We start from the raw sequence: 20,652 nt of genomic DNA, 5'->3' as shown, positions 1-20,652 counted from the left end.
GACACCGCCGCAACCACACCACAAATGAAGGCCCCCAGGCTGGGTAGAGCACACACCTGCTCCCCAACCCCCCGGGGGCCTTCACCCATTCACCACCTCAAATCCCACCCCGCGATTCATCAAGGGTGTCTTCAATATTGATTCCCGGCCTATGTGTTTTCTGTTGAGCCTGGAAGATCTGATCCCCTGTTGGCCGTGCACACCCGGTACAGGGGATTAATTGTTGCCCGCGGCAGGCAGCCCGACTGCTCGCGATAGCCGTTTGCAGGCTCGTCGTTTACATGGCACTTTCGCGGCGCTGCTCGATAGGCTGGCTCTATGTTCGAAGTTCTGACAACTCCCATTGTTCAAGCTCCTATGGCAGGCGGGCCCACAACCCCAGCCTTGGTGAAGGCCGTCAGCGACGCAGGAGGGCTGGGCTTTTTGGCAGGCGGATATTCGACGCCGCAGCAGTTCGAGCAGCAGATCATTGAGATGGGCGACCGCCCGTTCGGCGTCAACGTGTTCGCTCCAGAAAGCCACCGGGCTGAAGACACAGACATTGAAGGGTACAGAAAGGCGCTCGTGCCCGCATTTACGCAGTTCGGCATTGACACTCCGACGCTGCCAAGGTTCACGGACGATGCCTTCGGCCCAAAGATTGACATCGTGTTGCGTCACCGACCCGCTTACTGCTCGTTCACTTTCGGACTTCCAGAACCTCGGATTCTTTCTGCGCTGAAGTCCGCAGGCATTGTTGTGGGCATAACGACAACCACCAGGCATGAAGCAGTGGAGGCAGAGCGGTGTGGGGCAGATTTTCTGATCCTTCAGGGCCCTGGCGCCGGAGGACACAGTGGACAGTTCGACCAGTCCGCGGAGCCCAACGACACGCCTTTGCCCGATTTGCTTGATGAGGTCCGAAGCAGCTCAGCGCTGCCGCTTGTCGCCGCTGGTGGAGTGGGAACACCCGGGGATGCCGCCAGACTGCTTGAGCACGGCGCACAGGCAGTCCAGATCGGCACCCGTTTTCTCACAAGCAACGAAGCCGGAACAAAGTCCTGCCATCGCAGGGCGCTTCTAGAGGGCCTGTATACAGAAACAATTCGAACGCGGGCCTTTTCCGGCCGTCCAGCCAGAGGCCTGCGCAATGAGTTCATTGACCGCTTTGACGCCGATGCTGTTGTCGGCTACCCGCAAGTGAACGCCATGGTCGGCACAGTGAAAAAGGCTGCGGGCGATGATCCCGCATGGCAAAACCTCTGGGCTGGAACCGGATGGGCTGAATGCAGAGAACAGAGCGCGGCCGAAATCGTGCGGGAATTCGCGGAGCATTTGAACACCCGCCGCCCATCAGCGCCCGGCCGGGCCTGAATTATCTTCGCGATAGACTGTAGCCTGCAGATTTCAATAGGGGAGAGCAGTGGCGAATTCATCATCATCACACGACGGGCAGCGCGGCAGCCGCCGTCCGGACCGCAGCAGCCGCTTTCAGCGCCGCGACTCTGGAACGCAAGGCAAGAGCAGCCGCCGTGACGGGCGTTCCTGGGAAGGCGAACGCCGCGATGGTGAGCGTTCCAAGAAGTGGAACGGTGAGCGTCGCCGTAACGGGCGTTCTTGGGATGGCCAGCGCCGTGATGGTGACCGCCGTAAGAAGTGGGACGGCAAACCGCGCTTCAAAGACAACGGCCGCGCTGATCACCGCCCGAAAAAACGCGACGATCGGCCCCACTTCAGCGCTCCGCCCATCCCCGAAGGCATCACAGGAAAAGAACTCCCCGGACACGTCAAGAGCGAACTTCGGGGTCTGAGTGCTGAAAACGCCGAGCGAACCGCCAAGCACATAGTCGCTGCCGGTTTCTTTCTCGACACTGACCTGGACCAGGCATACGAACACGCAAAAGCGGCTTCAAGAAGCGCCGGCCGAATCGGTGCGGCCCGTGAAGCACTCGGCCTCGTCGCCTATCACAAGGGGCTGTATGACGAAGCCGCCCGCGAACTGCGCACGCACAGGCGGATCACCGGCTCCCACGACAACCTGGCAGTCATTGCCGATGCCGAACGAGGCCGCGGCAGACCGCAGAAAGCCATCGACATGTTCGCGGCTGCTGACCGCAGCGCTGTCAGCAAAGACATTTGGCTGGAACTGACAATCGTTGCCGCAGGTGCCCACTCTGATCTGGGCAAACTGGAAGAAGCGCGGAATACCATCGAAGGCGTCGGATTCACGGGACACAAACCGGCAAGCGCAATCCGCCTGCTGCAGGCCTACGCCGACCTGCTGCGCGTCAGCGGTGAGTCTGAGACCGCCGACAAATACGACAAGCTCGCGCAGGTCACTGCCGAACGCACGGGCCTGACGGACGCTTCGGAGGAAGTCGACATCATCGTCATCGAGGAAGAACTCGAGGACGAACCCGCTGAGGACGCCCAGACCGAAGAAAGCGCACCGGCGCAAGCTGAGTCTGCGGAAAGCGAATCCGCAGAAGATGCGCCAACAGACTCGGAGGTGCAGGGAGCTGCCGAGCCCGATTCCGTCGATGCTGAATCGGCGACGACAGAATCGGCAGATGCTGACAACAAGGGCGACGTCCCGGGTGCTGAAAGTGGCCCCGTGCCAGTAGCCGAAGGCAACACCCTCGAAGATGAAATCAACGAGGAAATGGCCGAAATCATGGCTGATATCGACTCGGCCAAGCCACAGCGGGACACCGAATCCGAAACATCTGAAGAAGGACAGGGCCAGCAGAGCGGCGACATCAAACCGGAGTCGGGAGACACGCCTCCCATGTTTCAGCCGTGACAGGTTGGCTTTTCGATCTCGACGGTGTTGTCTACACCGGTCGGGCAGAAGTTCCCGGCGCCGGTGCGACACTTCGCGATCTCGCTTCACGCGGGCCCGTCGGCTTCGTCACGAACAACGCTTCGCGTTCAAACAGCGCTATGGCCAAGCACATTCGGAGCTTCGGCGTCGACATCGACGACCGCCAGGTCATGACATCCGCTGTTGCGGGTGCTCAGTGCCTTTCAGAGGAACTGGCTGCGGGTTCTCGCGTGCTGATCGTCGGCAGTGAGTTCCTCGCCCAGTGTGTGGAGCAGGCTGGTCTCAAACCGGTTCGGCCCACCGCTGAGCTCATCGATGAACTCGACAGTCGGCGACAGCAGGTTGACGCCGTCCTCCAGGGGCTTGCCGCGAATGTGGGGAACATCGACCTGTGCTGCGCAATTGCCGCGGTTCGAGCCGGAGCGCGATTCTGCGCGACTAACCCGGACCTGCGCATGCCCAAGGAAACCGGATTCTTTCCCGGCAACGGCTCCTTCGTTCGGATTGTTCAGGAATGCACGGGAATCGTCCCAGAGGTGTACGGCAAGCCCGAAGCCACCATGCTCACACTGGCGGCACGGGCTCAGAACATGAGCGGGGCCGTTATGGTCGGCGACCAGATCGCCACCGACATTGCCGCGGGCAAAGCCGCCGCTATGCAGACAGCTCTCGTGCTCACCGGAGTCGACTCCGTCCACTCTGCACTTGCCCTGCCGCCGGCGCAGCAGCCGGATGTGATCGCCTCTTCCATTGCCACGGTCCGTGCCGCCGTCGAAGACACTCCGACTGTCCGATGTGACGCGGACGCCGCACAGTGCGGTGCAGCTCGCGTGCGCTGCGAAAACAGTCGAATCACCCACTCCGGGCCTGACAATCATGCGGTTGCGGCTGCGCTAGCCCTGTCAGCGCACCTGGACCGCCCGTTGGACGCCGGAACCCTGCCGGAGCGCTTTGTATGAGCAGCCCAGAAACACAGCGGCCCGACAGGGGAGCCAGCCCACAGCCGCCGCCGGCCCCGAGCAGTGAAGCGGACTCACTGCACGCCGCGCTCGAAGCCGTTCTCAGCGCCGACACACCGGAAGCGGTCAAAGCCGCCGAAGCCCTGACGGATCGCATCGAAACGATTCTCGATGCGCGCTCATCATGACGCTGCGCCTTGATGCTGCGCTCGTGCGGCGCGGCCTCGTCCGCTCCCGCAACAGAGCACAGCGCGAAATCCGGGCCGGCCGAGTTGCCGTTGACGGCCAGACTGCCACAAAGCCCTCGGCCACTGTGAGCGACACCGCCGACATCACCGTGGACAGCGCCGACCCCTGGGTGGCTCGTTCCGCTCATAAGCTCATCGGTGCCCTCGATGCCTTTGCACTCAGTCCGAGCGGGCTGAACTGCCTGGACGCCGGAGCCTCCACCGGCGGCTTCACCCAGGTTCTGCTGTCACTAGGTGCCGAGCACGTGTGGGCGGTCGACGTCGGCACGGCTCAGCTTGACCCGGGTCTTCGCAGCAGCCCGGCGGTGACGAGTCTTGAAGAGCACAATCTGCGCAACCTCACCGGCGAATGGCTGGGCGGCAGGAAAATGCAGATGACGGTTGCGGACGTGTCGTTCATTTCGCTGACGCTCATTGCGCAGCCGCTGCTGGAGAACACCGAAGGCGATCTTGTGCTGATGGTCAAACCGCAGTTCGAAGCCGGGCGCAGCGCCTTGGACAAGCACGGCGTGGTCACCGACCCGCAGGCTCGCGCTGAGGCGGTGTGCTCCGTTGCCGAACACGTTGAGAAGCTCGGAGGACAGCTGTGCGGAATCGTCCAGTCTTCGCTGCCGGGTCCGACCGGCAACATCGAATACTTCCTGTGGGCGCACACGGGGCAGACACAGCGCCCCCTGCCATCCGCCTCGGCGGGGCAGAAGCTCAGCCGCGAACGCCTGGCTGCCCACGTCCGTGCGGGAGCCCACCACCCGCTGACCGTGCCCGCACACACAGAGCAAACGGACAGGCGGGCTGATAGTTTGGGTGGCGAGGAGGCTCGGTGAATCGAAGAATCGTCGTTGTAGTGCATCCGCACCGCCGGAGTGCCCGCGCTGCCGCGCAGACGGTCTGCGCGAGCCTGATAGATCGCGGAATCACACCGGTCATCGCACACCGCGAATACGCCAGCCTGTCATCGTACGGGGATCTTGATCTGTCGGGTATTGAAGTCCTCAGCGATTTCGCTGAACTCGACTCCGAGACCGGCCCCGAACTCGTCATGGTTCTCGGCGGGGACGGCACGATTCTGCGCGCGGCCTCGCACTTCCACGGCACCGGTGTGCCGATCATGGGCATCAACCTGGGGCACGTGGGCTTCCTCGCAGAAGCCGAGCGCAAAGACCTCCATGACACTGTCGAAGCTGCCATCGCCCGCGACTACGTTGTCGAGCAGCGCATGAGCCTCGACATCACCGTCACCCTCGGTGATGAACTGATTCACGAAGACTGGGCGCTGAACGAGGCAACGGTGGAAAAAGACCGCGGTGCTTCGATGATCGAAGTGGTTGTCGGCGTAGACAGCCGCCCCGTGTCGACCTTCGGCTGTGATGGCGTCATCATGGGCACTCCGACCGGTTCAACAGCCTACGCATTCTCCGCCGGAGGGCCGATCATCTGGCCGGACGTCGAGGCGCTCCTCATGGTGCCGATCTCGGCGCACGCGCTGTTCTCCACTCCGCTGGTGGTGTCCCCGTCCTCGACACTGGGTGTCGAGTTCCAGCCCGTGACACCCGGTACGCGAGCAGTTCTGTTCTGTGACGGGCGCTTCCGCTTCGACCTGCCCGAAGGAGCCCGCGTTGAGGCTCGCCGCTCAGCTGTTCCAGTACCTCTGGCCCGCCTGAACAAAGGTGTTTTCACCGACCGCCTGGTCGCCAAATTCCAGCTGCCGGTGGCTGGCTGGCGCGGACCGGGGGTGCGCGATGATTGAGGTTCTGCGCATAGAGAACCTCGGAGTCATAAAAACAGCCGAGGTGGAACTCTCGCCAGGGTTGACAGTCGTCACCGGAGAAACCGGGGCAGGGAAGACGATGTTTGTCACCGCGCTTGACCTTCTGCTGGGCGCACGCAGCGGCAGCCACGTAGTCCGAGCCGGAGAAGACCGTGCTGTTGTCGAGGGAATCTTCGACATCACAGGTCAGCCCGATGTTGCCGAACGCGTCGAAGACGCCGGCGGCGAAGCCGAGGGTGAACTCATCGTCACCCGCACCATCCCCGCTTCAGGCCGTGCCCGGGCCACCGCGGGAGGACGCACCGTGCCAGCCGGTCTGCTGTCGGATGTCGGTCGTGAGCTCGTGTCTATGCACGGACAGTCAGAACAGATGACTCTGCGCAGCCGCACCCGGCAGCGCGAACTGCTTGACAGCTTCGGCGGGCAGAAACTTGCCCGGGCGCGTCAGGACTACGCCGCAGCGTACGCCACGTGGACATCGCTGAAAGAAGAACATGCCGAACTGACAGACTCTGCGACCGAAAGGGAGCAGCGAATCGAGTTCCTGGAAACCGCGCTGGAGAAGATCGAGGAAGTCCGCCCGTTGGAAGGCGAAGACGTCGAACTGACAGCTCTTGCCAACCGCCTGGCCTCGGCACACGAATTGAAAACCGCGGTCGCTTCAGCACAGGCCTGCCTCACCGGAGCCGACTGGGACGACACCGCGAACGCCGTCGACCAGGTCAATGCGGCAGCCGCGCATCTCAGCCAGGCAGCCGCCTCGGACGGCACGCTCACAGAACACGCCTCGGCGCTGACCGATCTGGGCCTGCAGCTGTCAGACAGGGCGGCACGACTGAGCGAGTACTTGGCCGGCTTTGACGAGCTCGGGGACAGGTCGCTCGAAGACATCGAACAGCGGCGTGCAGATCTAGGCTCCCTGTCCGCCTACGGTGAGGACACCTCGGCGGTGCTGGCTTTTGAGACAGAAGCCGGCGCTGAACTTCTGCGGCTGCGCGAAGCCGGTGAGAGCCTTGCCACAATGGACGCCCAGGTCGAAGCGGCACGAACAGACATGCTTGACAAGGGCACCCGGCTGACCGAGCAGAGGGAAAAGGCAGCAGAAGAGTTCTCGCAGGCCGTCGGCGCTGAACTCGCGGCGCTGTCCATGCCGAAAGCCTCAATCACCTTCGCAATCGAAGAAGCCGAACCGGCGGTCCACGGCTGTGACTCCGTGTCACTTCTGTTTGCGGCCCATTCGTCTACTGTGCCCGGTGAAATCGGCAAGCTCGCCTCCGGCGGCGAACTGTCCCGCGTCATGCTCGCCATTGAGGTGGTCATGGCCCGCAGCATCACCTTCCCCACCTTCGTGTTCGACGAGGTCGACGCCGGTGTCGGAGGCCGTGCTGCCATCGAGATCGGCCGCCGCTTGGCGCAGCTGGCCCGACACTCGCAGGTCATCGTCGTCACCCACCTGGCCCAGGTCGCCGCGTGGGCTGACAATCACGTCACGGTGTCCAAAGACGATGCGGGCGAAGGCGTTGTCTCCGGTGTTTCGGTTCTCAGCCGGGAAGAACGCGAACACGAACTTGCGCGCATGCTGTCGGGTCTGGCCGAATCTGATTCGGCACGCGAACACGCTGACGAGCTGCTGGCAATTGCCGCGCAGGAAAAATCCTCATTCGACAGCGTGAAAGAATAGCCCTGTGGACACTGCAGAAACTGTTGAAAAAGGACACGGCGGAATTATCGCCGACCTTGTCGATGACATGGCGACCTTCGTCCACGCGCACTCCGACCTCCTGTTCAGCGCGCTGGACCTGCCGGACATCCCCAAGTCGATGTTCAAACGCCAAGCGCTGGTCGTATCTGCCGGATACAACTACAAAGAGGACCTGGCAATGCTCAAGTCCTACATCCGGGAGTACCGCCCGCTGCTCATTGGGGTTGACGCAGGGGCCGACGCCCTTCTCGAAGCCGGTCACCGTCCCGACATCATCATCGGCAATCTCGATGCTGTCGGCGATTCACCGCTTCTGTCAGGTGCTGTGCTCATTGCCCACCACAGCCCGGGCCGTCCGGCCGAAGGCATCCAGCGGCTGGAAAAAGAGGGCCTGCACTACGACGTTCTGAAAACAGCCGGCACCAACGAAGACGCGGGCCTGCTGCTGGCGGATGCTCTCGGTGCGCCGCTCATCGTGGCAGTGGGCTCACCCACTGTCATCGAATATGCCCACGCGGGCGCTGAAAGCCAGCCGTCGGCCTACGTGGTCCGCATGATCCTCGGATCACGCGTAGTCGACGCCAAGGGCGTGTCGCTGCTGTACCGGCAGCGCGCCGGATCCTGGCAGCTGCTGGTGCTCGCGCTGGCCGGTCTGCTGGCACTTGCCGCAGCGCTGGCAGCCACCGAGTCCGGTCGGCTGCTGCTGGAACTCATCGCCGCTCAGTTCGACGGCGTTCTCGGCTTCTTCGGAGGCTGGGGCGCACAGACTGAAGCCGCTCTCCACACCCGCATAGCTCCCTTTATCCAAGGCTGAAAATCCGTGATTGACTTCCGCTACCACCTGGTTTCCCTGTTTTCGGTTTTCCTGGCGCTCGCCGTTGGAATCGTGTTGGGCGCAGGCCCCCTCAAGGCGCCCATCGGACAGTCCCTCCAGGGCCAAGTGCAGGCACTGCGCGAAGACCGCGACAATCTTCGCGGCGACCTGGACAAGAGCCGGGCAGAAACCCGCAGTCTCAACGACTTTGTGGAAGCGAACGCGCCGAGCCTCATCGACGACAAACTGCGTGATCGTACGGTTTCGGTCATCCGCGCCGAAGAGGCCGCCAGCGCTGATGTTCGCGGACTTCAGCAGCAGCTGACCGCAGCCGGAGCGAATGTTGTTGAAGGCGGCACCCTCACCAAGACGACATTCTCCCCAGAGGACCCACAGGGCGAGCTGGTTGAAGAACTCCGTGCGCACGTGGACAAAGGTCCCCAGGAACCTCCGCGAGCAGTCGCCAGTGCACTGACCGAGGTGTGGAGTGCTGGCAGCAAAGCCGGATCGCTGTCAGAAGAGGACGCTGAAGCTGTTCTGAAGGTCCTGCGCGACCACGGCCGGATGGTCGGCGGCAAGCCCGGCAAGGCCGACGCCTTCATATTCGTGGCAGGTGAAACAACCGCGGTGCAGCAGCAGGGCCAGGGCGAATCCGCTCAACCAGCTGACGACAGCAGCGCTTACGTCGAGGCCCTGCGGGAAATCCAGGGCACTCTGCCGCTTGTCGTGGCTGGACCGCTGGGCACCGGCGGCCTTGTATACAAGCTTCGCGGCGATCGCTCCGGAACAACTGTCGACGGCATTGAAACCAACGCGGGGGCTGTGATTACGGTATTGGCGACGGCAGACCTCATCGACGGCGGCAAACCGGCCGCATACGGCTTCGGGCAGCGCGCCGAAGAACTGTACCCCGGTATGAAGAAGTAGTCTTGGAAGGCAAGAAGGAGTTACACGTGAGCGACACGCTGGCCCCGCAGAAGCGCATTCTGCATGTTCTGACCGAGGCGTCTTCGCCTATCGCCGACACTGCAGCGACCATCATCGCCGGTCAACTCGAAAGGGGATACCGGGTGGCTGTTGCTTCGCGGCCCGAAGTCTTTCAGGGTCTGAGCGCCCAGCATTCGCAGCTGCGGCACATTGAGATCCCGTCGGGCCCCGGGCCTTTCGACCTGTCGACTGGAAGATCGGCGTTTCGCCTGCACAAAAACTACCGGCACATCGATATCGTCCACGCGCACGGTCGCCACGCCGCGGTGCTTGCCGGCCTCGGCCTGACCGGTTTGCCCACTCGGATGCACCCGCCGATCATCGCGACGATCGGCCGGGACGAAGACGATTCCGTGTTCGGTGCACAGCACTCGATCGTCGCCCGCACCGCAACCGCGGTGCTCGGCACCACCGAACGGGTTGTCGCCGACTACGAAGACGACGTCGCGGTCGTCCAACGCGCGCAGCTTGTGCGCACCGATGATGACGGCTTCCCGCGGCCCAGTGTTTCAGCTGAGAAGATGCGCCGCAGACTGTCCGCCGATGACGGCCGCATGGTCATCGCCGTGCCGATTGAAGCGAAGGACACGGCAGAGCTCACGGAAGTGGTCGAAGCGGTCGTAGCCCTCGGAAAAACCCAGTCAGATCGCCGCTGGAGGGTTGTATTCACTGGTCGTGGCAGAGTGCGCTCACACCTGGAAAAGCTCTCGCACGCTTTGGACTATGTGACGGTCGCTGCACCGTCGGATGCCGTCAACATCGTCAATGCCGCCGACATCGTCATCACTTCGGCCCGTATGACAGGCCTGGATTCAGATGATGTCATGAACGTCGGCAGAGCCACCATCGTAGTCGGCAATGAGCGTCTGGCCAGGGCCTACGGTCCGCAGGCAGCGGTTGCGAACACGGCAGAAGAAATCGGCAGGGCGATTGCGGCCTACGCGGGCAGCCCCGCAGCTCGGATCAGCGGAGGCTTTGCGCTTCGCGAACGCGTACGCAGCGGCAACCGCGATCACCTGACCCAAACTCTGCTGGAACTCTACGCCTACGCCGAGAACATCAATGCCTGATCAGCCGCAGCTGGCAGATCAGCCGGTCGACTATCTGGCTTACGCCCGCGAAGTCGTCTTTCGCGGTGCTGTGTGGAATGTGTGCCGCGAAACCGTCGACCTTCCCGAAGCCGCCGGTCTAACCCGTGATTTCGTTGACCACACGGGTGCCGTCGGCATTGCTGCAGTCGATGACGAAGACCGGATCCTCCTCATCCAGCAGTACCGCCATCCCATTCGCCAGCGCGATTGGGAGATTCCGGCGGGTCTGCTCGACGTCCAAGGCGAAGATCCGCTGCTGGCAGCACAGCGCGAATTGGGCGAAGAAGCAGATCTGCAGGCGCGCTCATGGGCCGTTCTTGCCGACCAGCTCAGTTCACCCGGCGGGCTGAGCGAAGTTCTGCGGATCTATCTGGCCCGAGACCTGGCCGAGAGCGCCTCGGACTTTGTTCGAGAAGGCGAAGAAGCCGGGCTTGTACTGCGCTGGACACCGCTGGACGAGGCCTTCGCGGCTGTTCGGGAGGGCCGGATCGGCAACGCCACCGCCCAGCTGGCCATCCTGCACGCCCACGCTTCGCGCAGTGACGACTGGGCGGGTCTGCGGCCGGCTGACTGCGCTTGGCCTGCGTACCGACACCTGCACGGCTGATATGGCCAGGCGAGGAGCCCAGCTGCTCCCGGAGGAGACACCGCGTGGGCTGCGACAGCCCACAGCGGAATACCTCACCATGCTGCGCCTGGAGCGCGGGCTGGCCCAGAACACGATTGACGGCTACGCTCGCGACCTGGCCGACTATCTGCGGTTCCTCCAGGACGAGGGGCTCAATGACTTCTCTCGGGTCGATGCCGAGGTGGTGCGCAGGTATTCGGAAGTGCTCGCCGAAAGGGGAGCGGCCCCATCTTCACGGGCCCGGGCCCTATCCGCGCTGCGCAGATTTCACGCCTTCTATGCCGCCGAGGCCGCCGGCAGGATCGACCCGACTGTCGATGTGCAGCTGCCAAAGGACATCACCCGTCTTCCGAAGGCGCTGACTGTCTTTGAAGTCGAGACGATGATCGCCCAGACCGCGGGGGAGGACCCGGTGAGTCTGCGCGCACGTGCTCTCCTGGAGATGCTGTACGCAACCGGAGCGCGAATCAGCGAAGCCGTCGGCGTTGACATTGACGACATCGACCTCGACGGAGGCGCGGTGCGCCTGTACGGCAAGGGCAGCAAAGAGAGGATCGTGCCGTTGGGCAGCCACGCCGCTGACGCTCTCGGCGCATGGCTCACGCGCGGGCGGACCGCTTTCAGCAGGGGAAACACCGCAGCCGTGTTCATCAACCAAAGGGGCGGAAGGCTGACCCGCCAGTCCGCGTGGGCGGCTGTGCGCGCTGCGGCTGAGGCCGCCGGGCTTTCCGGTGTGACCGCCCACAGCCTGAGGCATTCGTGCGCAACACACCTTCTGGAAGGCGGAGCTGATATCCGCGCCGTGCAAGAGCTGCTGGGCCACGCTTCGGTCTCCACCACGCAGATCTACACCAAGGTCACGGTACAGTCCCTGCGTGAAGTATTTGCATCGGCCCATCCCAGAGCGCGGTAGGCTAGAAGAACAGCCGCACAGAGAAAGGTGAGTGGTGTGGACACGGACACCCAGCAGGAAATCGGCATCGACAACCCTGGAATGGGGCCCACTGGTCGTCCGCTGACTGATTTTCCAGTCCCACCGCCCATTGAGCAGCACGGCCCCGCGCGGATCATCGCGATCGTCAACCAAAAGGGCGGCGTCGGAAAAACCACCACATCAATCAACCTGGGGGCGGCGCTGGCCGAATACGGAAGGCGCGTGCTGCTGGTGGACTTCGATCCGCAGGGAGCGCTCTCCGTTGGGCTCGGCATCAATCCGCACAGTGTTGAGCAGAGCGTCTACAGTCTGCTCATGAATGATGGTGTGGATCCGCACGATGTCGTCCACAGCACCGACATCGAGCGCATCGATGTGCTGCCTGCCAACATCGACCTTTCTGCCGCGGAAGTGCAGCTGGTCGGCGAAGTCGGACGTGAACGCGCACTTGACCGCTCGCTGCAGAAGCTCGCCCCGGAATATGACGTCGTTCTGATCGACTGCCAGCCGTCACTGGGTCTGCTCACCGTCAATGCACTGTCTGCAGCACACGGGGTCATCATCCCCCTGGAAACCGAGTTCTTTGCGCTGCGCGGTGTTGCGCTGTTGGTCGAATCCATCGAAAAGGTGCAGGCCCGAATCAACCCTGCACTCGAAATCGACGGCATTCTGGCCACCATGTTCGCCCCCCGCACCCTGCATTCGCGCGAAGTTGTCGAGCGCGTGGTCGAAGCCTTCGGCGACAAGGTCTTTGAAACCGTGATCAACAGGACCGTGAAATTCCCCGACGCTTCCGTCGCGGCAGAGCCCATCACATCGTTCGCCTCCTCCCACCGCGGTGCCGAGGCGTACCGAGCACTTGCTCGCGAACTCATCGCCCGCGGGGGCGCACCCTGATCGACACGATCGACACCCCCGATTCCGCAGAAGTCACAGACTCTGCGGATGCTGCGGACGCCGCAGAGGGCGGGTTCACAGTTGAACTCGACATCTTCACAGGCCCTTTCGACGTTCTGCTGGACCTCATTGCCAAACGACGCCTGGACATCACCGACATCGCCCTGGCCGAGGTGACCGACGAATTTCTCGCCTTCACCGCCCAGCTGCGCGACGCGGACCACGCATCAACCACTGCCGGTCTTGAACAGCTGTCGAGTTTCCTTGTGGTGGCGTCCACCCTGCTCGATCTCAAAACAGCCCGTCTGCTGCCGCAGGGCCAGGTGGAAGATGAGCTCGACCTCGAACTGCTCGAAGCCCGCGACCTCCTGTTCGCCCGGTTGCTGCAGTACCGTGCCTACAAACAGGTGTCCCTGCTGTTTCGCGAGCAGATGACCGCAGCGGGCATGCGGATTCCGCGCACACCCGAACTTGAAGAGAAGTTCCGCGACATTCTTCCGCCTCTCGAGTTCACGGCAACCCCGGAAGTCATCGCAGCCCTCTACGCCACCGCCATCAGCCGTGACCACACACCGCCGACCGTGGCGGTCGACCACCTCCACCTCGAGCATGTCAGCGTTGCCGAACAGCGCTCCGTGATCCTGGGTGAGCTGGCCAGCCGCGGGCCGATCGAATTCGCCGAACTGGCGACAGACGCCGAAACGACGCTCATCGTGGTTGCCCGCTTCCTCGCGCTGCTCGAACTCTTCAAAGCCCACCTGTGCGATCTTCAGCAGGACACCCCGTTGGGACCGCTGACCGTTATTCCGGTGGTCTCAGGTGATGAGCTGCGCAGCGCGAACCTGGGCGAATCAGAGCAGGACTCGGAGCAGGACAGGGAGGACTGACATGCGCGAAGACTGGTACGAAGCTCTCGAAGCGGTGCTCATGGTGTCTGCCGAACCGCTCACGGCGGACGACCTCGCCCAGGGGCTCGGAATCGATCGGGACTCAGTCGAGAACGCACTTGCGGATCTGGCCGCCGACTACGACGGTTTGGACGGTTCGGTCCGCCGCGGCTTTCAGCTGCGGGCCGCCAACGGCGGCTGGCGCATCAGCTCGCGCGAAGAACAGTTCGGCAACGTCAAGGACTTCCTCGTGCGCGGCCAGTCATCGAAGATGTCGCAGGCGGCTCTGGAAACCCTCGCCGTTGTCGCCTACGCCCAGCCGGTCACCCGCGCACGCATTTCCGCCATCCGCGGAGTCAACGTCGACGGGGTTGTGCGCACCCTGATGATGCGCGGGCTCATCGTGGAAGTCGACGGTGACCACGCCGGGGGAGCACGGCAGTATGTGACATCGCAGGTGTTCCTTGAGTCAATGGGCATCGACAGCCTCGACCAGCTGCCGAACATCGCCCCGTATCTGCCCGAAGACGTTCCCGCCGACGACTGACGCGAAGCGGCGGGGCCTCGCCGGGAACCTCCTGTGCGGCCTCTGCGACAATGGAGGGCATGAGCACGAGAGACTCCCGACTTCCCGGCCACCCCTCAAAGCGGCCCACGCGCCGGAAACGCGCTGAACGCCACCAGCCGTCGCGCGACGTGCACGCAAGCGACGGCGTGCGCCTGCAGAAAGTGCTCGCCGATGCCGGCCTCGGTTCGCGCCGCTCGTGTGAACAGCTGATCGTCGACGGCCGCGTGTCGGTTGACGGCACGCAGGTGCGCGAACTCGGCACCCGCATCGACCCGGAAAAACAGCGCGTCGAAGTCGACGCAATGCCGATCACGACCCACACCGACAAGGTGTACCTCGCCTTCAACAAGCCCCGGAAAGTCGTGTCGTCCATGGGCGACCCCGAGGGCCGGAAGAACCTCGACGACTACGTGGGGGACCGCCCCGAAAGGCTGTTCCACGTGGGCAGGTTGGACTACGAAACCGAGGGCCTGCTGCTGCTGACCAACGACGGCGAACTCTCCAACCGCCTATCGCACCCATCCTACGAAATCCCGAAGACCTACCTGGCGCAGGTGCGCGGCACAATCGCCAAGGACGTCAGCGCCCGCCTGCGCGACGGGATCGAACTTGACGACGGGCTGGCCCACGCTGACAGCTTCAAGCTGATCGAAACCACGCAGGGCGTTTCGCTTGTCGAAATCGTTCTGCACGAAGGCCGCAACCGCATTGTTCGACGCATGATGGAAGCCGTCGGCAATCCCGTCATTCGACTGGTCCGCACGAAATTCGGACCCATTGAACTGGCAGAGCAGCGGCAGGGCAAAGTCCGCTCGCTGCGTCCAGACGAGATCGGCGCGCTCTTCGAAGCGGTGAAGATGTGAAAGTCCACATCATCGGGACCGGGCTTCTGGGCACATCCCTCGGGCTCGCCCTGACCAACGCGGGGCACAGGGTGACGCTGGAAGACCTGTCGCCCACCGCGGTCAACCTGGCCGCCGACATGGGTGCGGGAACCCGCGAAAACCCCGCCGATCCTGACGTCGTCGTTGTTGCCGCCCCGCCGGACGTGTGCGCCGACATCATTGTAAAAGCACTGCGCACGTGGCCGGAGGCAACCGTGACCGACGTGGCCTCCGTCAAGGGAGCCATCCTCGCCCAGGCCCGCGAACAGGCCCGCGAACGCGAACTCGACCGGTACATCGGCTCCCACCCCATGGCCGGACGCGAAAAGTCCGGGGCAATCGCCGCGCGCGGTGACCTCTTCAGCGCAAGCCCCTGGGTGGTGTGCTCTGACGAAGACACCCCGAAAGAGCGCCTGGGCCACATCACCGACCTAGCCGAGGCGGTCGGAGCGGCTGTCATCCACCTCGACCCGGATTTTCACGACTCCTCGGTCGCCAGAGTCTCCCACGCCCCCCAGGTTGTCGCCTCTCTCCTGGCGGCCCAGCTGCGCGACATGCCCGCTGACGGAATCGCACTGGCCGGGCAGGGCCTGCGCGACACCACGCGGATTGCCGAATCCGACCCCGGGCTGTGGACCCAGATCCTGTCCGGCAACGCGGCCGAAATCCGCACGGTCCTCGAAGGCCTGCGCGACGACCTCGACGCCGTCATCAGTGCCCTCGATCTGGGGCCCGGCGCCTATGCCGCGCTCGCCGGAGCACTCGCGGCAGGCAATGAGGGACGAGACAGGATTCCCGGCAAACACGGTTCCGCACCTACCCGATACTCCGTCGTCACGGTCGTCGTCGACGACACCCCGGGTGCCCTGGCGCGCCTGTTTGCGGACATCGGCGAACTCGGCGTCAACATCGAAGACATGCGGATGGACCACGCCACGGGCGTTAAACTGGGCTCCGTTGACGTTTCAGTCCTGCCTGCAAGCGAAATCGACCTGATCAGCGGCCTGCGGAAGCGCGGTTGGCGCCTGCCCGAAGCTGCACTCGAACACGAAGGAACACCATGACCACAGTTGCGATCGACGGGCCCAGCGGAGTCGGCAAATCGAGCGTTTCGCGCGAATCTGCCGCGCGTCTGGGCTTCGGCTACCTCGACACCGGCGCCATGTACCGCGCCGTGGTGTGGCTGTGCCTCAACCGGGGTGTGCAAGAGCCCGGTGATGTCGTCGAGCAGATCCGCGGCTGCGACCTCGAGATCTCGACGGACCCGAAGAACTTCTACATCGAAGTGGACGGAATCGACGTGACGGAGGAAATCCGCACCGACGAAGTGACTTCCAACGCCACGATCGTCTCGGCTGTGCCAGACGCCAGGGCCGAACTGATCGAAAAGCAGCGCGAGATCATCCGAGCAGCTGGACCCGGCATCGTCGTTGAGGGCCGCGACATCACAACGGTCGTCGCTCCGGACGCGGAAGTGCGCATCCTCATGACGGCCCGCGACGAAGTCCGGATTGCCCGACGCACCCAGCAGCTGCACGGCAGTGTTGACGAAGCCAGCATGAAGGCGACCGCTGAGAACGTCATCGGCCGTGACAAGAAGGACTCGAAGACGACCAGTTTCCTCTCCGCAGCGGACGGCGTGCACACGCTCGACACCTCAGACATCGATTTCGAGGCATCCGTGCAGGCGGTTCTCGACCTGGTGGAGGCCGCGCGTGGCTGAGGAGTACACCGGAACCCACGACGACGATTTTGCCCGCAGAATCAGCGAAATCAGCGATGACGACGCGCAGAAGCGCGCTGAATCGCTGCTGGCCGGACTGCAGGAATACGATCTCGAAGACGAAGACGCTGATCTTCTCAACACCTACGGGGCGGGTTCTGACGAGGATGACCAAAACGACGGCCCAGCCCCGGTGCTGGCGATCGTCGGCCGTCCGAATGTGGGCAAGTCATCGTTCGTCAACCGCATTCTCGGGCGCCGCGAAGCTGTTGTCGAGGACGTTCCCGGTGTGACACGCGACCGCGTGAGCTATCCCGCTCAGTGGGCCGGACGCAGACTGACAATCGTCGACACCGGCGGTTGGGACATCGACTCCAAGGGAATTGCTTTACGCATTGCCGAACAGGCTGAAGCAGCTGTCGAACTTGCCGATGCAGTTGTGCTCGTCGTCGACGTTCGAACCGGGGTGACTGCAACCGACGAACACATTGTGCGCATGCTGCGCCGCACCAAGAAGCCCGTGCTGCTGGCCGCGAACAAGGTTGACAGTGACAAAGACCTGCTCGGTGCGGCCGAGCTGTGGTCGCTGGGAATGGGGGAGCCGCATCCCATTTCCGCCATGCACGGCAACGGCGTTGCCGACCTGCTCGACGAAGTGCTCAGTGTTCTGCCTGAGCAGTCGCAGATCGATCAGGCCATGGAGCGAGGAGGCCCGCGGCGCGTGGCGCTCGTCGGTCGGCCCAACGTAGGAAAATCTTCGCTGCTGAACAAGATCGTCGGCCACAAGCGCGTTGTCGTCGACAACGAAGCCGGCACCACACGTGACCCCGTCGACGAACTGGTCGAGCTCGGCGGACGGCAGTGGCGCTTCATCGACACCGCGGGCATCCGCAAACGCTCAAAGAACGCGAGCGGATCTGAATTCTACGCTTCGCTGCGTACACAGACAGCGCTTGAGCGCTCCGAAGTCGCAGTTGTCCTTCTGGAAGCCAGCGAAGTGATCTCAGACCAGGACATGAAGATCATCCGCAATGTCATCGATGCCGGGCGCGGTCTTGTCCTAGCGTTCAACAAGTGGGATCTGCTGGATGACGAGCGCAGGTGGGACCTGGAGCGCGAAATCGAACGCGAATTCGGCCATATCAGCTGGGCCCCGCGCGTCAACATCTCCGCCGAATCCGGCCGTCACGTCGAACGCCTTGTCCCGGCCATGGAAACAGCACTGGAAAGCTGGGAGAACCGCATTCCCACTGGCAAGCTCAACGCGTTTCTTGCGGAGCTGGCTGCGGCCAACCCGCACCCGCTGCGGGGCGGAAAACAGCCGCGCATCCTGTTCGGCACTCAGGCCGGCAGCAGGCCGCCGAAGTTCGTGCTGTTCACCACCGGCTTCCTCGATCCGGGCTACCGCCGGTTCATTGAGCGGCGACTGCGGGAGGTCTTCGACTTCGAGGGCACCCCGATTGAAATCTCCATGCGGATCCGCGAAAAGCGCAAAAAGCGCTGAGGCGCACCCCGGTCACCTCTTGCGGAAACTTCTGACAGGGCGATAGAAAAGGAAGCGAACCAGGTTTTCAGCAAAGACGCAGAACCCCAGGAGGTTATTCCATGGCACGCACGGCAATCGTCACAGGAGCAGCCCGCGGAATCGGCGCGGCAACCGCAAAACGACTCGCTGCCGACGGTCTCAAAGTCGCGGTCTTCGATCTGAAAGGAGAAGACACACGCGAAACGGTCGAAGCGATCACTGCAGCAGGGGGCGAAGCCATCGGCATCGGTGCCGATGTGTCGGATGAAGCACAGGTGCAGGCGGCCGTGAAGAAAACCGCTGATGAACTGGGCCCGCCGACGGTGCTCGTGAACAACGCCGGCATCATTTTGGACAATCTGCTGTTCAAAATGCCGCTGAGCGACTTCCAGAAAGTGCTCGCCGTGCACCTTGAAGGCAACTTCCTCATGACGAAGGCGTGCCAGGAATACATGGTGGCGGAAAAGTTCGGCCGCATCATATCGCTGAGCTCAACGTCGGCCCTGGGCAACCGCGGCCAGTCGAACTACGCTGCGGCGAAGGCTGGGGTGCAAGGGCTGACGAAAACCTACGCAATCGAACTGGGCAAGTTCGGGGTAACCGCCAATGCTATTGCTCCTGGGTTCATTCAGACCGATATGACGAAAGCCACCGCCGCGCGCGTGGGCATGGACTTCGATTCCTTTGTCGAACGGGCCGTCAGCGCCATCCCGGTGGGGCGCGGCGGGGTGCCCGACGACATTGCGAACGCCGCGGCGTTCTTCGCTTCGGAAGCCAGCGGCTTCGTATCCGGTCAGGTGCTCTACGTAGCAGGCGGACCCCGCGGCTGAGCTATAGGCCGAACGACACCCCACACAGGAGGACACATGACAGACGCAGTTATCGTCTCGACGGCACGCACACCCATTGGCAAAGCCTACCGGGGAGCGTTCAACAACACGATGCCGCAGGAGCTTGCAGGCCACGCAATTAAGCACGCGGTCCAGCGGGCCGGGCTGGAAGGCCCCGAAGTCGACGATGTGATTCTCGGCGCAGCCGTCCAGCACGGCGCTCAGAGCACCAACCTTGGCCGACAGGCCGCCATTCGGGCGGGCTTTCCCACCGCGGTATCGGGCATGACGATCGACCGGCAGTGTGCATCGGGCCTCATGGCGATTGCCACAGCGGCCAAGCAGATCATCGTCGACGGCTTCAACATCGCCGTGGGCGGGGGAGTCGAGTCGATTTCGCTGGTGCAGAACGAACACTTCGCCGACCAGTACCGATCCCGCGACCCCTGGTTTGCCGAGAACCAGCCGGACCTCTACATGCCGATGCTGAAAACCGCCGAGGTGGTTGCAGCCCGCTACGGGGTGTCACGCGAAGAGCAGGACGAATACTCGCTCCAATCGCAGATGCGCACAGCCGCGGCTCAGGACGCAGGACGCTTTGACGAAGAAATCGTTCCGCTGCCCTCCGTCAAGCTTGTCCAGGACAGAGAGACCAAGGAAATCTCCGAGGTTGAGACCCTGCTGGAACACGATGAGGGCAACAGGCCTTCCACCACCCTGGAGGGCCTGGCTGGTCTGAACCCGGTTCTGCCTCCGGGCGACTACTCCGAGAACCCGACGATCACCGCCGGCAACGCTTCACAGCTGTCCGACGGAGCATCGGCCTCCGTCCTCATGTCCAGTGAAGAAGCATCCCGCAGGGGCCTTGAGCCGCTCGGGGTCTACCGCGGCATCGCAGTCGCCGGACTCAACCCGGACGAAATGGGCATCGGACCTATCTACGCCGTGCCCAAGCTGCTGAAGCAACACGGCCTGACAGTGGACGACATCGGCCTGTGGGAGCTCAACGAAGCCTTCGCGGTGCAGGCGCTGTACTGCCGCGATCGCTTGGGCATCGACCCTGAGAAGTTCAACGTCAACGGCGGGGCGATCTCCGTTGGCCACCCCTACGGAATGTCCGGTGCTCGCCTCACAGGCCATGCACTGTTGGAAGGCAAGCGCCGCGGGGTCAACTACGTTGTCGTCACCATGTGTGTGGGCGGCGGTATGGGAGCCGCTGGACTTTTCGAAGTTGCCTGAACCGAATTGAACTGACTGCAGCGTGTGGGAGCCGGGCCGGGCTCCCACACGCATTTGGGGCACAAGCTGGCGGTGCATCTGCTTTCAGACCACTGCCAGAACGAGGGGCAGAGGCACCACGGTCTCAGGTTGGGTCTGGAAGTTCAGGCAGAGCCCTTACAAAGT

Annotated in this window: 21 protein-coding genes; all 21 read left to right on the top strand. The window is 63.2% G+C overall.

Translation table 11 applies throughout. The features are described 5' to 3' along the window. Positions 1-318: 318 nt before the first annotated feature. The 21 genes from HMPREF3162_RS04530 (at position 319) to HMPREF3162_RS04430 (ending at position 20,487) form a co-directional block, all read left to right on the top strand. A complete protein-coding gene (locus HMPREF3162_RS04530) occupies positions 319-1,353 on the top strand; it encodes a nitronate monooxygenase (protein WP_070777049.1) in 1,035 nt (344 codons plus the stop codon). A 49-nt stretch (positions 1,354-1,402) separates the two neighbouring features. Then, positions 1,403-2,782, top strand: a complete 1,380-nt coding sequence (locus tag HMPREF3162_RS04525) for a tetratricopeptide repeat protein (RefSeq protein ID WP_070777048.1) — start codon at positions 1,403-1,405, stop codon at positions 2,780-2,782. Continuing rightward, positions 2,779-3,762, top strand: a complete 984-nt coding sequence (locus tag HMPREF3162_RS04520) for an HAD-IIA family hydrolase (RefSeq protein ID WP_070777047.1) — start codon at positions 2,779-2,781, stop codon at positions 3,760-3,762. The genes HMPREF3162_RS04525 and HMPREF3162_RS04520 overlap by 4 nt, the downstream gene beginning before the upstream one ends. Beyond that, complete coding sequence (locus HMPREF3162_RS04515; RefSeq protein WP_070572202.1) at positions 3,759-3,950, top strand: hypothetical protein; 192 nt, start codon at positions 3,759-3,761, stop codon at positions 3,948-3,950. The genes HMPREF3162_RS04520 and HMPREF3162_RS04515 overlap by 4 nt, the downstream gene beginning before the upstream one ends. Further along, on the top strand, positions 3,947-4,834 hold the full coding sequence (locus tag HMPREF3162_RS04510; RefSeq protein WP_070777046.1) for a TlyA family RNA methyltransferase: 888 nt from the start codon (positions 3,947-3,949) through the stop codon (positions 4,832-4,834). The genes HMPREF3162_RS04515 and HMPREF3162_RS04510 overlap by 4 nt, the downstream gene beginning before the upstream one ends. Beyond that, entirely contained in the window at positions 4,831-5,757 is a 927-nt protein-coding gene (locus HMPREF3162_RS04505) for an NAD kinase (RefSeq protein WP_070572208.1), read from the top strand. The genes HMPREF3162_RS04510 and HMPREF3162_RS04505 overlap by 4 nt, the downstream gene beginning before the upstream one ends. Beyond that, on the top strand, positions 5,750-7,459 hold the full coding sequence (gene recN, locus HMPREF3162_RS04500) for a DNA repair protein RecN (protein WP_070777045.1): 1,710 nt from the start codon (positions 5,750-5,752) through the stop codon (positions 7,457-7,459). Before HMPREF3162_RS04505 ends, recN begins: the two co-directional genes overlap by 8 nt. Positions 7,460-7,463: 4 nt before the next feature. Continuing rightward, positions 7,464-8,294 (top strand): putative cytokinetic ring protein SteA, encoded by an 831-nt coding sequence (gene steA, locus HMPREF3162_RS04495; protein WP_070777044.1) that lies wholly within the window; start codon positions 7,464-7,466, stop codon positions 8,292-8,294. Between the two features lie 6 nt (positions 8,295-8,300). Continuing rightward, positions 8,301-9,221, top strand: a complete 921-nt coding sequence (locus HMPREF3162_RS04490) for a copper transporter (RefSeq protein WP_070777043.1) — start codon at positions 8,301-8,303, stop codon at positions 9,219-9,221. Between the two features lie 26 nt (positions 9,222-9,247). Continuing rightward, positions 9,248-10,351, top strand: a complete 1,104-nt coding sequence (locus tag HMPREF3162_RS04485) for a glycosyltransferase family protein (RefSeq protein WP_141759543.1) — start codon at positions 9,248-9,250, stop codon at positions 10,349-10,351. After that, positions 10,344-10,979 (top strand): NUDIX domain-containing protein, encoded by a 636-nt coding sequence (locus HMPREF3162_RS04480; RefSeq protein WP_070777041.1) that lies wholly within the window; start codon positions 10,344-10,346, stop codon positions 10,977-10,979. The genes HMPREF3162_RS04485 and HMPREF3162_RS04480 overlap by 8 nt, the downstream gene beginning before the upstream one ends. Before the next feature lies 1 nt (position 10,980). Beyond that, the gene (locus tag HMPREF3162_RS04475) at positions 10,981-11,913 is read left to right on the top strand and encodes a tyrosine recombinase (RefSeq protein WP_070572224.1); all 933 of its coding nucleotides are present in this window, start codon (positions 10,981-10,983) and stop codon (positions 11,911-11,913) included. Between the two features lie 81 nt (positions 11,914-11,994). After that, complete coding sequence (locus HMPREF3162_RS04470) at positions 11,995-12,831, top strand: ParA family protein (RefSeq protein ID WP_256278247.1); 837 nt, start codon at positions 11,995-11,997, stop codon at positions 12,829-12,831. Positions 12,832-12,923: 92 nt separating this feature from the next. Continuing rightward, positions 12,924-13,718, top strand: a complete 795-nt coding sequence (locus tag HMPREF3162_RS04465) for a segregation and condensation protein A (protein ID WP_256282680.1) — start codon at positions 12,924-12,926, stop codon at positions 13,716-13,718. A gap of 1 nt (position 13,719) precedes the next feature. Further along, positions 13,720-14,265, top strand: coding sequence for an SMC-Scp complex subunit ScpB (gene scpB, locus HMPREF3162_RS04460; protein ID WP_070777040.1), 546 nt, complete (start codon positions 13,720-13,722; stop codon positions 14,263-14,265). A 59-nt stretch (positions 14,266-14,324) separates the two neighbouring features. After that, positions 14,325-15,149 carry a pseudouridine synthase gene (locus tag HMPREF3162_RS04455; RefSeq protein WP_070572236.1) on the top strand — a complete coding sequence of 275 codons (825 nt, stop codon included), beginning with the start codon at positions 14,325-14,327 and terminating at the stop codon, positions 15,147-15,149. After that, positions 15,146-16,234: a prephenate dehydrogenase gene (locus tag HMPREF3162_RS04450; protein ID WP_070777039.1), complete on the top strand. Its 1,089-nt coding sequence runs from the start codon at positions 15,146-15,148 to the stop codon at positions 16,232-16,234. The genes HMPREF3162_RS04455 and HMPREF3162_RS04450 overlap by 4 nt, the downstream gene beginning before the upstream one ends. After that, complete coding sequence (gene cmk / locus HMPREF3162_RS04445) at positions 16,231-16,893, top strand: (d)CMP kinase (protein WP_070777038.1); 663 nt, start codon at positions 16,231-16,233, stop codon at positions 16,891-16,893. Before HMPREF3162_RS04450 ends, cmk begins: the two co-directional genes overlap by 4 nt. Further along, on the top strand, positions 16,886-18,397 hold the full coding sequence (gene der, locus HMPREF3162_RS04440) for a ribosome biogenesis GTPase Der (protein WP_070572242.1): 1,512 nt from the start codon (positions 16,886-16,888) through the stop codon (positions 18,395-18,397). The genes cmk and der overlap by 8 nt, the downstream gene beginning before the upstream one ends. A gap of 101 nt (positions 18,398-18,498) precedes the next feature. Beyond that, positions 18,499-19,248 carry an SDR family oxidoreductase gene (locus HMPREF3162_RS04435; protein ID WP_070777037.1) on the top strand — a complete coding sequence of 250 codons (750 nt, stop codon included), beginning with the start codon at positions 18,499-18,501 and terminating at the stop codon, positions 19,246-19,248. Between the two features lie 36 nt (positions 19,249-19,284). After that, positions 19,285-20,487, top strand: a complete 1,203-nt coding sequence (locus HMPREF3162_RS04430; protein WP_070777036.1) for an acetyl-CoA C-acyltransferase — start codon at positions 19,285-19,287, stop codon at positions 20,485-20,487. Positions 20,488-20,652: the final 165 nt, after the last annotated feature.

Origin of the sequence: Brevibacterium sp. HMSC07C04, from assembly GCF_001815905.1 — a bacterium.
GTDB lineage: Bacteria > Actinomycetota > Actinomycetes > Actinomycetales > Brevibacteriaceae > Brevibacterium.
This window is presented reverse-complemented; position numbering and strand designations above follow the sequence as displayed.